Annotated in this window: 10 protein-coding genes, 1 tRNA gene and 3 pseudogenes; 9 read left to right on the top strand and 5 right to left on the bottom strand. The window is 37.3% G+C overall.

Annotated features, from left to right (window positions below):
• Positions 1–11 precede the first annotated feature (11 nt).
• Positions 12–852: pseudogene (locus V757_RS25105) on the top strand (IS481 family transposase); the annotation flags it as partial.
• 58 nt (positions 853–910) lie between these two features.
• Here V757_RS25105 and V757_RS25100 read toward each other — a convergent pair.
• The 3 genes and pseudogenes from V757_RS25100 to V757_RS25090 form a co-directional block, all read right to left on the bottom strand.
• On the bottom strand, positions 911–1,852 hold the full coding sequence (locus tag V757_RS25100; protein WP_023952465.1) for a tyrosine-type recombinase/integrase: 942 nt from the start codon (positions 1,850–1,852) through the stop codon (positions 911–913).
• Between the two features lie 197 nt (positions 1,853–2,049).
• Positions 2,050–2,142: transfer RNA gene (locus V757_RS25095), tRNA-Ser, on the bottom strand.
• A gap of 150 nt (positions 2,143–2,292) precedes the next feature.
• Positions 2,293–3,559 (bottom strand): annotated as a pseudogene (locus V757_RS25090) (aspartate kinase).
• A gap of 167 nt (positions 3,560–3,726) precedes the next feature.
• Between V757_RS25090 and V757_RS25085 the strand changes: the two are divergent.
• Positions 3,727–4,668, top strand: coding sequence for a 2-hydroxyacid dehydrogenase (locus V757_RS25085; RefSeq protein ID WP_023952463.1), 942 nt, complete (start codon positions 3,727–3,729; stop codon positions 4,666–4,668).
• Here the strand turns inward: V757_RS25085 and V757_RS25080 are convergent.
• Positions 4,652–5,170 (bottom strand): thermonuclease family protein, encoded by a 519-nt coding sequence (locus V757_RS25080; RefSeq protein WP_023952461.1) that lies wholly within the window; start codon positions 5,168–5,170, stop codon positions 4,652–4,654. The genes V757_RS25085 and V757_RS25080 overlap by 17 nt on opposite strands.
• Before the next feature lie 214 nt (positions 5,171–5,384).
• On the opposite strand from V757_RS25080, the gene mmsB reads away from it, so the two are divergent.
• From mmsB to V757_RS25045, 7 genes are all read left to right on the top strand, one after another.
• Positions 5,385–6,272: a 3-hydroxyisobutyrate dehydrogenase gene (mmsB, locus tag V757_RS25075; protein ID WP_023952459.1), complete on the top strand. Its 888-nt coding sequence runs from the start codon at positions 5,385–5,387 to the stop codon at positions 6,270–6,272.
• A 13-nt stretch (positions 6,273–6,285) separates the two neighbouring features.
• Positions 6,286–7,437 carry an acyl-CoA dehydrogenase family protein gene (locus V757_RS25070; RefSeq protein WP_023952457.1) on the top strand — a complete coding sequence of 384 codons (1,152 nt, stop codon included), beginning with the start codon at positions 6,286–6,288 and terminating at the stop codon, positions 7,435–7,437.
• 284 nt (positions 7,438–7,721) lie between these two features.
• Entirely contained in the window at positions 7,722–8,987 is a 1,266-nt protein-coding gene (locus V757_RS25065; RefSeq protein ID WP_315970388.1) for a CorA family divalent cation transporter, read from the top strand.
• Between the two features lie 56 nt (positions 8,988–9,043).
• The gene (locus V757_RS25060) at positions 9,044–9,511 is read left to right on the top strand and encodes a DUF1178 family protein (protein ID WP_023952455.1); all 468 of its coding nucleotides are present in this window, start codon (positions 9,044–9,046) and stop codon (positions 9,509–9,511) included.
• Positions 9,512–9,714: 203 nt separating this feature from the next.
• On the top strand, positions 9,715–10,107 hold the full coding sequence (locus V757_RS25055; protein ID WP_023952453.1) for an SH3 domain-containing protein: 393 nt from the start codon (positions 9,715–9,717) through the stop codon (positions 10,105–10,107).
• Between the two features lie 229 nt (positions 10,108–10,336).
• On the top strand, positions 10,337–12,166 hold the full coding sequence (locus V757_RS25050) for a hypothetical protein (protein ID WP_147628875.1): 1,830 nt from the start codon (positions 10,337–10,339) through the stop codon (positions 12,164–12,166).
• A 25-nt stretch (positions 12,167–12,191) separates the two neighbouring features.
• Positions 12,192–13,124, top strand: coding sequence for a hypothetical protein (locus tag V757_RS25045; RefSeq protein ID WP_023952448.1), 933 nt, complete (start codon positions 12,192–12,194; stop codon positions 13,122–13,124).
• A gap of 122 nt (positions 13,125–13,246) precedes the next feature.
• Here V757_RS25045 and V757_RS28150 read toward each other — a convergent pair.
• A pseudogene (locus V757_RS28150) lies at positions 13,247–13,423 on the bottom strand (IS481 family transposase); the annotation flags it as partial.
• Positions 13,424–13,445: the final 22 nt, after the last annotated feature.

Here is a 13,445-nt window from a genome sequence, read left to right as displayed (position 1 = left end):
CGTAACCTTAAAATAGAGTGGACGAAGCCACTGAGTTAGCGGTGATAGAGAAGGCGATTCATTATCCTGCCTATGGTCAACTAAGAATTAGCAATGAGTTGCGTAAACAGGGAATATTTGTATCACCTAGTGGTGTTCGTTCCGTTTGGTTGCGGCACAACTTGGAGAACTTTACCAAACGTCTAAACGCCTTAGAGGCGAAAGTACAGCAAGAAGGAATTATTCTGAATGAGCAACAAATACAAGCTCTTGAACGCAAGAAAGATGAAGAGCAAGCCATGGGTGAGATTGAAACCGCGCATCCTGGCTATTTGGGTTCACAAGATACCTTTTATGTGGGGCATTTAAAAGGGGTAGGACGTATTTATCAGCAAACATATGTCGATACTTACAGTAAAGTAGCGCATTGTAAGCTATACACCTCTAAAACCCCTATTACTTCTGCAGACTTACTTAATGATCGTGTATTACCTTTTTATGCAGAGCATGATTTACCTGTATTACGCATTCTGACAGATAGAGGAACAGAGTTCTGCGGTAAGGTAGAGCATCATGATTATGAGCTTTATCTAGTTATTAATGAAATTGAGCATACAAAGACTAAGGCTCGATCACCTCAAACCAATGGTATTTGCGAGCGCTTCCATAAGACCATTTTGCAGGAGTTTTATCAAGTAACGTTCCGCAAAAAAACTCTATGCTGATTTAGATAGTTTGCAAAAAGACCTAGACGAATGGCTTGATTTCTATAATAATGAACGAACTCATCAAGGAAAGATGTGCTGTGGGCGAACACCCATAGAAACATTGATTGATGGTAAACAGATTTGGAACAGCAAAAAGCTGAGCTAAATCTAATCTGACAGACACCGCTTGTCAAACGGGGAACTGTCAGATGAAGTCTGAACTTCTACATATTATTACTCATGTGATGTTGTCGTCCTAGATCATCAGGGAATAAATAAGGTGTATTCGCACTAAGTGTTTGTAATTGCTTTAATAATTGAATGGATTGGGTTGATAACGGAACAATATGTTTTCTCCGCATTTTCATCCGTTCCGCAGGAATTACCCATATTTCTTTATCAAAATCTATTTCTTCCCATTCTGCTTTAATTAACTCGGATGTTCTAACAAAGGTGAGTAACATGAGTTTTAATGCAATAACAGTAATCTCACTTCCGTAATAGTTATGAATATCTAAAAGAAGTTTTGCTAAATCTTTTTCTTCGATTCGTGCGTGATGCCGTCTTTTCCTGCTAGGCAAAAAATCTTTCGGAGTAATATCGCTAATGGGATTATGAGTAATAAGTCCATCTAAATAAGCAAACTTCATGATACTTTTGACTTTTTGCATGTTGCGTTTAGCAACTTCCAATGCACCACTAGCTCTCATGGCTTTAAAACATGTAATAAAGTCCGCTAATAAAATACGACTAATAGGTTTTTTCCCAAAAAAAGGAAAGACAAAAGTTTCTAAGCGTGTCCATGTTTGCTGGGTTGTTTTAGGGTGTTTGTCGTGTGACCACTGTTTAAACCATTGCATAGCTACATCCTCAAAAGTTTGTTGTTCAGCCTTTTGAAGTAGTTTTTCTTGTTTTCGTTGTTCTAATGGGCAAATACCTTGTGCAAGAAGATCTTTAATTTCAGCTTGTTGTCGTCTTGCTTGAGCAAGAGACAGGGTGGGGTAACTTCCTAGTGAAATGGTTTTTCGTTTAAGATGGTAACTATAATCTAGTCGCCAATGCTTTGAGCCTGATGGTGTAATAAAAAGATATAAGCCTTTACTATCAGTAAGCTTGTAATTTTTAGTACGGGGTTTTGAGTTATTGATTTCTTTTACGGTTAACATAATTTACGGTATTTCCTTGTTTAAAAAGTAGGAATTATTAAAATACCGTAAAAAAAATACCGTAAAAAACAGTTGTATATATAACTATATAAGCAACACAAAGAACATTCAAAAATGAAAAATTCAAAAAAAACCATAAAAATCATAAGTTTATATGGGTTTCTTACGTTGCTTAGTTATTCTAAGCATAAATTCTCTGGCGGAAACGGAGGGATTCGAACCCTCGATGCAGGTTTAAGCCACATGCTTCCTTAGCAGGGAAGTGCCTTCAGCCTCTCGGCCACGTTTCCAGAGAAAGATTGATTATAGCAGTACTTTAAATAAAAAATCAATACTTAAGAAAAAAAATTACTTTTTTTTGCGTAAAATTTACCTAAAACAGCATATTAATAAAAAATAATTGTATATGTTGTCTCAAGTTTAAGTAAACAATCACTCCATTACTCAGCTTGTACTTTCTCTTTATCTAAACCAAAGGCTTTATGCAAAGCACGTACAGCCAATTCCATATATTTATCTTCGATAGCAACAGAAGTTTTGATCTCACTAGTACTAATCATTTGGATATTCACGCCTTCTTCAGATAAGGTGCGGAACATTTTACTTGCAACACCAGCGTGAGAGTGCATGCCGATACCGACAATAGACACTTTGGCGATTTTTTCATCAGAGATAACTTGACGAGCACCAACGGCAGGTACTACAGTCGTATTGATAACTTCAATAGCACGTTTGAAATCATTACGATTAACGGTAAATGAGAAGTCTGTTGTTCCATCCACAGATTGGTTTTGGATAATCATATCCACGTCAATGTTGGCTTGAGCGATAGGGTCAAGAATGTTGAAAGCAACCCCCGGTTTATCAGGTACACCTAACACAGTAATTTTTGCTTCATCGCGACTAAACGCAATACCAGAGACAACAGCAGCTTCCATTTTTGAATTTTCCTCAAGAGTAATTAGGGTGCCTGAATTTTTTTCAACTTTCAAGGTCAATATTAGGGTCGGTTAGTGATGAGAGTACACGTAGGGGAACTCGGTATTTGCCTGCAAACTCAACAGAGCGAATTTGTAGAACTTTAGAGCCTAAAGAGGCCATTTCGAGCATCTCTTCAAATGAAATAACAGATAAACGGCGAGCATCTGGCTCAACACGAGGGTCTGTTGTATATACACCATCCACGTCAGTATAGATTAAGCATTCATCTGCTTGGATAGCTGCAGCAATTGCTACGGCTGATGTATCAGATCCACCACGTCCAAGAGTTGTAATATTGCCTTCATCATCTACACCTTGGAAGCCTGTCACGACGACTACTTTACCTAAAGCTAAGTCTTTTTTGATACGATCACCGTCAATAGAGGTAATGCGTGCTTTGGTATAGGATTTGTCTGTTTTAATCGGTAACTGCCAACCAGTATAACTACGTGCTGATACGCCTAGTGTTTGTAATGCAATAGCTAATAAAGCACTACTGGCTTGTTCGCCTGTAGAGGCAAGCATATCTAATTCACGACGATCAGCTAACTCATTAATTTCTTTTGCTAAGCCGAGTAAACGGTTGGTTTCCCCAGACATGGCAGATGGAACTACGACGACTTGGTGACCAGCAGCGTGCCACTTAGCGACACGTTTGGCAACATTTTGGATGCGTTCGATAGAACCCATAGAGGTTCCACCATATTTATGGACGATTAAGGACATCTTTTTTAACGTACAGAAAGGAGTAAAAATTAACCTATTATTCTACTATTGTTTTAGATAAATAAGTCAAAAAAATGAAATATTTCAAGCTAAATCAATGGTTTTGTGTTATTTTTGCGGTACAGCTATATATATATTTCGTCGATTAAGCTTATAAAGGAGGTAATATGTCACAAAAAAATGTTCTTGTTCTCAATAGTCCACATGAAAAAATTAAGCAATATTTAGAGCAACATTATCAGGTGATATATGTCAATGATTTAGCAGGCCTTACCGAACAATTAGCACAAATAGGCGCATCCATCCAAATAGTTATCAGCAGTGCTTATGTTGGGTTGAAAAAAGAATGGATTGATCTAATGCCAAACTTAGAAGTGGTATGTAATTTTGGGGTAGGGTATGACAGTACGGATATTCAAGCACTAAAAGCACGAGGTATTCCATTTAGTAATACACCTGAAGTACTTAATGATGCTGTTGCTGATACAGCTATGGCATTGCTATTAGCACTAGTGCGCCAAGTATGCCAAGCAGATACATTTGTACGTAATGGTTTATGGGAAAAGGGAAGTTTTACATTAACTCCTAATGTATCAGGCAAAAAAGTGGGTATTGTTGGTTTGGGTAGTATTGGTAAAGTGATTGCAAAACGCTTAAGTGGGTTTGATTGTGAAATTGCCTACCATAATCGTCGTCAGCGTGATGATGTTGATTTTGTTTATAAGGCATCTGTGATTGAGTTAGCACAATGGTCAGACTTTTTGATTATTGCGACCGTGGGTGGTCCAGATACCCGTCATCTAATCAATCACGATGTATTGGTAGCCTTAGGGCGAGAGGGATATCTGATTAATATTGCTAGAGGCTCAGTGATTGACCAAGAAGCATTGATTCAAGCGTTACAAAACAATACTATTGCTGGCGCAGGCTTGGATGTTTTTGATAATGAACCATTTGTACCAGAAAGTTTGAAACAATTAAAGAATGTCGTCTTGATGCCTCATGTGGGTAGTGGTTCGATTGAAGCACGAGACCAAATGGCACAATTAGTGATTGATAATTTAGAGAATTTTTATCAAAAAGGCGATGTGATTACCAAGGTAGTGTAAACCAAGATTTTCTATTTTTTTCACGCTGATTTTTACGAAAGGTTTCTGGGTAAATAGCAAGATCGCCGTCTAACCATAAACCTTTTTTTTCAGCCTTAGCTAGTGCTTCTGCTTCAAGATAATAATGATGTTTAAGGTATTTACGATAAGCCCACGCATAGCCTTCACGTACCATAAATAAGTTAATATTTTCGTTATTTAAATAAATATTACCAATATAACGGTGATAACGATCTTTACCGATGATTTCAATATTAACGGTCTGTTGAATGATTTTATCCCTAAGTGTTTGACGACTTTTTTGTCCAAAAGCTTGCCCCTTTTCTGGTGCATCTATTTCGTTTAAACGAATTTTATATGTCGTGCGATTTTCCAAGCAGGTAATCGTATCCCCATCAGCGACATTAACAACACGGCAGAGTAGCCAAGGATAAGTTTTTGCCAGTAATTCACTAGGGGTCGAAAATAGGATAAAAAGTGTGATGAAGATAAAACGAAGCATTACTTAGAAAGCAGCAAGGAGTAAAAAAGGGATTAAGATACTCTCTATTATAGTAATTATTGTGGAAATGATTAAACTAAAAGCGAAGAAACATAGCACTTTTCCTAATAGCCGAAATAATCAAATGATGTAAAAATATCCCAAAAGTGACATTCTTTTGATGCGTATTATTTTAAGGTAAGCGTATAAATACAATTTATTCTAGGAGACAATAATGAAAATTGGCTTTATCGGTTTAGGTAATATGGGTGGGCCTATGGCGCTCAATTTACTAAAAGCAGGTCATGAAGTGTCTGTATTTGATTTAGTCCCAGCATTGGTTCAAAAGCTAACGGAAGCGGGGGCAAAAGCGTTTGCTAGTCCAGCTGATTTGGCTGCACAAGAGATTGATGTATTAGTGACCATGCTCCCAGCGTCTGCACATGTACGCTCGGTATATTTGGGTGAGCAAGGTATTTTATCAACTGTTAAGCCTGAGGTATTATTAGTCGATTCATCAACGATTGATCCGCAAACAGCACGTGATGTGTCAGCAGCAGCGGCTAAACAAGGTAACTTGATGGTGGATGCCCCAGTGTCAGGTGGTACAGGAGGAGCGCAAGCGGGGACGTTAACGTTTATGGTTGGTGGTACGGAAGCTGCTTATGAGCGGGCAAAATCTGTCTTACAAAACATGGGTAAGAATATTGTTTATTGCGGGGGTACAGGAAACGGTCAGGTGGCTAAAATTGCTAATAATATGCTGTTAGGTATTAGTATGGTAGGTGCTGCTGAAGCGATGAATTTAGGCGTTTCATTAGGTATGGATGCCAAGATTCTTGCCGGTATTATTAACACTTCTTCTGGTCGTTGTTGGAGTACAGAAGTAAATAATCCGTATCCAGGTGTGGTTGAAACAGCACCTGCTTCTAGAGATTATGTGGGTGGTTTTGGGACAGATTTAATGTTAAAAGATTTAGGTCTTGCTACAGAGGCAGCAAAGTCTGTCAAAGCGCCAGTAACGATGGGTGCTACAGCGCAGCAACTTTATCAAACGTTTAGTAATTTAGGTTATGGTGGTTTAGACTTTTCAGCGATTATTAAAATGCTGTCTAAACAATAAATGAGGTAGGTGAATGTTTACAACACAGTTAAGTGAAGAACAGCAAATGATCCGTGATATGGCACGTGATTTTGCGAAAAATGAAATTGCGCCACATGCAGAACAATGGGAAAAAGATGGATGGTTGGGTGATGAGGCTATTGCGCAAATGGGCGAGCTCGGTTTGCTAGGTATGACTGTCCCAGATACTGAAGGTGGTTCTTTTATTGATTATGTGTCTTATGCATTGGCTGTAGAAGAGATTGCGGTAGGAGATGCTGCGATGTCTACGATGATGAGTGTACATAGCTCAGTTTGTTGCGGTACTTTGCTTAAATCAGGTAATGAAGAACAGAAAAAACAATGGTTAGCCGATATGTGTGCAGGTAAAGTCATTGGTAGTTTTTGTTTAACAGAGCCACAGGCAGGATCTGATGCGAGTGCATTAAAATGCCGAGCTACATTAGAAAATGGCGAATGGGTATTAAATGGTTCAAAGCAATTTGTGACTAATGGCAAACGTGCTGGGTTGGCTATTATTTTTGCTGTGACTGATCCAGAGTTAGGCAAAAAAGGAATTTCGGCTTTCTTGGTGCCAACTGATAATCCGGGCTATATCGTTAGCCGTGTAGAGCATAAATTGGGTATAAAAGCGTCTGATACGTGTGCGATTACGTTGGAAAATTGTCGTATCCCGGAAGCGAATTTGCTTGGTGAACGAGGAAAAGGGTTGGCGATTGCGTTGGCAAACTTGGAAAATGGTCGAATTGGTATTGCTGCACAATCGGTTGGTATTGCTCGTGCTGCTTTTGAAACAGCACTAAAATATGCTAATGAACGTACGCAATTTAATAAACCATTGATACAGCATCAAAGTATTGCCAATATGCTCGCTGAAATGCATACTCAGATTGAAGCAGCTCGATTATTAGTATTAAATGCGGCGTCTTTAAAAGACCGTGGTATTCCGAGCTTATCACAGGCTTCTCAAGCGAAATTATTTGCGTCGGAAATGTGTGAAAAAGTATGTAGTATGGCTATTCAAATTCATGGAGGGTATGGCTTCCTAGAGGATTATGCCGTCCAACGTTATTATCGTGATGCACGCATTACACAGATTTATGAGGGAACGAGTGAAGTTCAAAAGATTGTGATTGCTCGTGGATTACAGGACTATCACGCTTAATATTGCTCAGGCTTAAATTAGGACACTAATTATTTTTTACGATAAAGGGTAGGTTTTTAATGACTTATCTTTTATCGTATTTTTCATCATAGAGGTTTTTTCACTAAATAGTTAGTATCTGTAAGTAGGGTGATTTAGCTGTTTTCATATCATCATATCATTTCATTGCTTTGTGCTATGTTACGTTTATACGTTAAATTCGTTTTATAATACCTTTCGTTAGTCATTATGCTAACAACGGTGCTGTTTTTTATTCTATTTAAATATGAGAGAGGAGTCTTATCATGCATGATAATCAAGAGGGTGTAGACCGTCAAAAACTTGAACGACTCAAAGAAATGCATGAAGCACAGGATCGTATCAAGGAAGCAGAGTATGAGCTTGAGCAAGCTCATGAGCAGTTGCAACAGGCTGTTGATGAGTTTACTGAAGCACATGGTTCTGAAGAATTAGATGACATCATTGATGAAAACATCGAAAAGTCTTTTGAAGAAGGCAATAGTGATGATACAGGTGATGCTCAAACGGCTATTAGTGCTGCTATTGCTGAGGCTGAGGCAGGTGCAGGAAAAGAAGTTCCTGTAGCTAAAAAAGCGAAGAAAGAAACAGGATTGGTTGCTTCTGTGGAATATGTTCATGGTAAAAAGCGTGAACATATTCCTTTAAGTAAACTTGCTGGTTATAAAAAAGATTCATCGCGTTTACTATGGGTGGGATTAAAAGATCCTACGGAAGAAGAACTGCTTAAGGTATGTAGAGATTTATCAATTATTGATGAGGCAGCACAAGAAATTATCCAACAGCATCGAAAACCTAAAATTATTGATTACGGTAATTATATTCAGTTGGTAGCCGTTACAATTACTCGCGAAAACAAAAAACTTGTATTTGGTGAAATGCAGATGATTTTCGGAGTAGGGTTTGTTCTCACCGTAAGACGAGGTGGAGCAATGACTAATTCCTCCTTGCGAGAGCGTATGGAGTCTTGCCCTGAATTAATTGCGCGTGGCTCGGACTTTGTAGTGGCAGAGATTTTAGATGTATTTGTAGATAGTTTTGCGGCATTAGCATCACGCCTAGAGGTGGAAGTCAATCAGGTCGAACAAAAAATGATGCTAAGAGGATTTAGAGAAACTGATATCCGTAAATTGTATAAACAAAGACGAGATTTATTAAGAATTCGTACATCCATTACACCGATGGTAGAGATTTGTCGCAAAATTGCCGTTATGAATAGTCCCATTATTGAGCCTGATTCACGTTCTTATTTCACCGTAGTTTCGGATCGTATTGCGAGGATTGATGAGCAAATCAATGCCTTACATGAAGCTTTAGCATTTGCTTTTGAAGCAAGTTTGATGATTGGTCAGTCACATCAAACAGATATTACTAAAAAATTAGCTGCATGGGCGGCGATTTTGGCTGTACCTACGGCAATAGCAGGTATTTATGGAATGAATTTTAAATTTATGCCTGAGTTAGAATGGCAGTATGGCTATCCATTGGCTCGTGGGGTTGATGGGGGGTATCTGTGGTTTCCTATACTATAAATTTAAAAAGGCAGATTGGTTATAAACTATATTTGCTATTGGTTATGTGAATAAGAATGGGTTTTAAAGTTTTTAATCTTAGTTGTACTAACCATCATATGTTTGAAGGGTGGTTTCCTTCTGCTGAAGCATTGGATGATCAAACCAAAAGGGGATTGATTAGTTGCCCTTATTGTGGTGAGACACAAGTTAAAAAGGAATTATCAGCACCTTATGTAAAAGGTTCTTCTTCAGTACCTCAGACAAACTCATCTTCTAAAGAAAGTCAATTGCAGGATTTTCAAAGTAGCGCCAATATTGAACAAGTACGTGCATTGCTGATGAAAGAGTTTAGAAATATCATTAATAAAGCAGAGGATGTGGGTGATAGGTTTACTGAAGAAGCGATTAAAATTCATCATGGTGAAACCGAAGAGCGTTCAATTCGAGGGCAAGCTACGGCAGAGCAGAGAGAGCAATTACTGGATGAAGGGATTGACGTTTTTAGTATTCCTGATGATCTGGATCCAAAGAAACAGCATTAAATTTCCTTTAATTTGTATTATGTATATTGTTTATTTTGATTTTAGTTAAATTGAAACAAAATGCGTCCATAATGCTACAATTGTAAGATATTGCTTTTATATTTTATATCATGAAGTTGTTAGAATAGTAAAAACTCATCAATAAGAAGTAGTATGTTGAGGGGGCTTTTAGCTATTACGATGTTGTGTACAAAGGATAGGTAATGAATTATAAAAAACTGTTTATGATATCTATGTTAGGGGGAAGTATTTTAGCTGGATGTGCATCTATTGATGGTTTTCTGGAAAATTTAGGATTAAAGAATACGGATAAAGTAGCGCAGGTCTCTATTACTCCTATCAATGCAAATTATGTTTTCATCAAAACGGGCAATGTACGAATTGCTCCTAGCGATACTGCTATGAGTTTAGGTACATTAAACGCAGGTCAACGTTTTTTTGCTTTAGGTCGTACAGAAAATAACTGGATTGCTATTAGTGATACTAGTGGAAAAAGATTAGGATATGTTCATGCTAGTTTGGTACAAAAAGCAGGATCTAAAGTGTCATCAACCGGCAAGAAAAAAACAAAAAAAAACTATGCAAACGGTAGTTAAATCGTCGCAAAAAACAGCAAATAACACTGAAAACTTAACTTCTTCAGGTGTAAATTTAGATGATATACCTAGTAAATCATCAGGTTCAGTTGAGCAGTCCAAATCTCATGGTGTAAATTTAGACGAATTGTAGTATTGGAAGTATTTCTATTACGATTAGAATCAGAAATCATTTATTGTCTTGATGGCTTAAAGGATAGTTATGTATAAAAAGATAACGATTGCTCTTATGAGCTTATCGACCACCTTAGCTTGGGCTGAGGAATCGTATCAAGTTGGTTATTCAAAGAAAGAAGATTTGGTTATTATTGCAGATAATGCAAATGAATCAAATTGGTGTAAAACAGATTTGCAATTGCGTTTTCAGGCGGGATCGAATGCCTCTGAAGAAAGTGTAAAGGCATTGTTTCCAAAATTAGGTAACCTTTTCAATAAGTTATGTCCAAAAGCAGAAACTCTTACGTGGTCTTATGTTGACGTTCAGCATAATGTTGTTTTGAAAGGAAATACAAATAAGAGCCAAGAATGGGCTTTTGTATTGGAAAATAATGTAGCAAGTAAGCAGAAAGTTACTGCGGAGAAAGAGGAAGAATCATCAAAGTCTGATGTCGTTACTCAAACAACAATAACTGATAAAAGAACCGAAGAGTCGACTAAAGAGGTACCTCAAACTACTGCAGTAGTGGAAAATGCGCCTGTTCAATCGTCGACAGAAATATCATCAGAGCAAACAGTGGTCACTGATACAGTAGAAAAGATAGAGTCTGTAGACAAGATGCAATCCTTCCCAGTTTCAGGATGGAGACCTTTATTAGAAGAAGAACGTCAAAAACTTATCGCTAATTTTCAAACAATGAAAAATCAAGATGGCTGTAAGGTATTGAGTTTTTTTGATTTTAAAGGTCAAGAAAATTATGTTCAGATTATCACTAAGGGAGTAGGTTGTGATCAGAATGGTTTTCTAGATGGTGAAGGGACTGTCCGTGTGGAGCGCTCTGATGGGGAGGTTCTTCTTAGAGAAAGAGAATTTGTATTTAAGCATGGTTTACCTTTTACTGGCTATACGAAAATTTCAGGACCTCAAGAGTTGGAAATATTCTATACACCTGAAGGTTCGATTTTTAATCAGCATAAATTGTTTTTTGGTATTGGTTCTAGCCAAGAATTAAATGCTCATTATTTCTTGGTCGCATATAAGAAAGATTATGCGGGTTTTGGTGCATTTGAAGAGGGCAGTGATGGGCTTATTCTGACTAATCGTGCTGAAGATTTTAGACAAGCTAGCACAATTAAAAAACAATTAGAAACAGCATTTCAGTACTTTAACCATAGAACACATAATCAATCTTTTCACTTAAGATTGACTTTTGTTGAGGGATTACAGAAAGGACTAGATGAGTATTCAATGGAACAGAAATTGTATAGGACTGAATTTTCCCGTAATAGAGCTTATGGGAAAAATTGGCAAGCTTACGCTAAAGGTGAATGGAAGCAAGAGAAAGGTTTTGGAACAACAAATTATTTGTTTGAAAGAGAGCAACGATTAGCTCATGAAAAAGCATTAGAAGCAAAGCGTTTGCGTCGTGAAAAGGCGTATGAGGCAGAAAAACAGCTTAATAAGTATAGGGAGCTTCAAGCATTAGATTGGAGTACATCAGATAAGGTACAACAGAATATTTATCAAAATATTCAAGCAGGCACAAGAAATTACGTTGATATGCTTGAAGGAAAACAGAAAACATTGTCTAGCTTAGTCAGAGTTGATAGTATTCAAAATGGTAAGGCTCAGGTAGTATGGCCATATAGCATGGTATTGTCCCTACCTTTGGAAAAGGGTTGGTATTGGATTAGAGGCCAACAATCTTTCAGCACTACTCAGTTAGATAAGGTTGGTTTGCCTTTGACAGAGGTAACGATAGATGACACAGCAGTATTTAAATGCCAGCAAGAAATGTGTGCTGATTTACAAAATCCTCAAACTATTGCTCGTATCCAGTTCGGTATTCCAGACTGGTCCCCAGAGAAAGCACAGCAATTAATAATAGATGCAAGAAAGTAATGAGAAGAAAGGAAGAAGATTTAAGATGAACAGTAAAAAACTTACTATTATTATCGTTACAATTTTAATCCTGTTGCTGGGTGCTTGGTTTGGTGGATCGTGGTATGCTACTCAGACAGCAGAAGAGAGATTACAGCGATTTGTAGATGAGAAAGGGCTAGCAGATAAAGTATCTTGGAATAAAGTATCTGCGACACCATTAAAAACAGTAAACATTTCAGGTCTAGAAATAGCAGATCAATTATTTGTTGATGAGCTACAAATCAAAGATTTTGAAAATGAATCTAATCAACAACGGATTGATTTACGTGCAATTGGTATTAAAGATCAACGTGGTTATGCTCCTGATTGGTTATTGTTTGGTTGGGGGGCAAAGTCAGGTATGATAAATACTGCACCAGCAGATTTGAATTTCAAAGCAGACCTTAACTATAGTACCGGTAATGGATTAATCAATGTAGAGTTTGCGGCAAAGGATTTTCTACAAGGTAATGGCTCTCTTTCTATTAGCAATATTTATTCACTCAAAACGTTGTTACAGGCTGTAGAAAATAGTGGTTTCAAGAACAACACTTTTGGTATTTTTGGTCTATTAGGATCTATTGAAAACATTCAGTTTAATCAATTAGATATTGATTTTAAAGACTTAGGTATGTTAAGGAGATATATTGTGCTGAAACAACGGTATGATGGTGTGCCTTTACCAAGTAATCAAGATGATGAAGCGATGTTAAAAGCTTATCAGCAAAAGATGGATAAAGCTGTCAATGAATGTGCTCAAGCTCCTATTGTGCAAAATGATCGAGAAGCTTGCGTAAAAATTGTTGAAGTATTGAAAGGTGAAAAAAGTAGTTTAAAAGGTAGTATTAAATGTGTTAAATCTATCAGTCTTGGAGAGTTCTTGATGAAAGGATTAAATAATGGAAAATCAAATTCCATACGGTTAGAAATAGACTAATTAAGGATTACTAAAAACCAGAAGGCATTGCTTTTAGAAGCATGCATTCTGGTTTTACCTGTAGAAGTTCAGACTTCATCTGACAGTTCCCCGTTTGACAAGCGGTGTCTGTCAGATTAGATTTAGCTCAGCTTTTTGCTGTTCCAAATCTGTTTACCATCAATCAATGTTTCTATGGGTGTTCGCCCACAGCACATCTTTCCTTGATGAGTTCGTTCATTATTATAGAAATCAAGCCATTCGTCTAGGTCTTTTTGCAAACTATCTAAATCAGTCATTAGATGTTTTTTGCGGAACGTTTAACTTGAATAAAACTCCTGA

Source organism: Pelistega indica (assembly GCF_000506865.1).
In the GTDB taxonomy this organism is placed as follows: Bacteria; Pseudomonadota; Gammaproteobacteria; order Burkholderiales; family Burkholderiaceae_B; genus Taylorella; species Taylorella indica.
Note: the sequence above shows the minus strand (reverse complement) of the source record. Positions and strands in the feature narration are given on the sequence as shown.

Excerpts from the sequence above, each read along its gene's own strand:
- V757_RS25100 (WP_023952465.1), bottom strand. The coding sequence starts at position 1,852 with ATGTTAACCGTAAAAGAAATCAATAACTCAAAACCCCGTACTAAAAAT.
- V757_RS25085 (WP_023952463.1), top strand. The coding sequence starts at position 3,727 with ATGTCACAAAAAAATGTTCTTGTTCTCAATAGTCCACATGAAAAAATT.
- V757_RS25080 (WP_023952461.1), bottom strand. The coding sequence starts at position 5,170 with ATGCTTCGTTTTATCTTCATCACACTTTTTATCCTATTTTCGACCCCT.
- mmsB (WP_023952459.1), top strand. The coding sequence starts at position 5,385 with ATGAAAATTGGCTTTATCGGTTTAGGTAATATGGGTGGGCCTATGGCG.
- V757_RS25070 (WP_023952457.1), top strand. The coding sequence starts at position 6,286 with ATGTTTACAACACAGTTAAGTGAAGAACAGCAAATGATCCGTGATATG.
- V757_RS25065 (WP_315970388.1), top strand. The coding sequence starts at position 7,722 with ATGCATGATAATCAAGAGGGTGTAGACCGTCAAAAACTTGAACGACTC.
- V757_RS25060 (WP_023952455.1), top strand. The coding sequence starts at position 9,044 with ATGGGTTTTAAAGTTTTTAATCTTAGTTGTACTAACCATCATATGTTT.
- V757_RS25055 (WP_023952453.1), top strand. The coding sequence starts at position 9,715 with ATGAATTATAAAAAACTGTTTATGATATCTATGTTAGGGGGAAGTATT.
- V757_RS25050 (WP_147628875.1), top strand. The coding sequence starts at position 10,337 with ATGAGCTTATCGACCACCTTAGCTTGGGCTGAGGAATCGTATCAAGTT.
- V757_RS25045 (WP_023952448.1), top strand. The coding sequence starts at position 12,192 with ATGAACAGTAAAAAACTTACTATTATTATCGTTACAATTTTAATCCTG.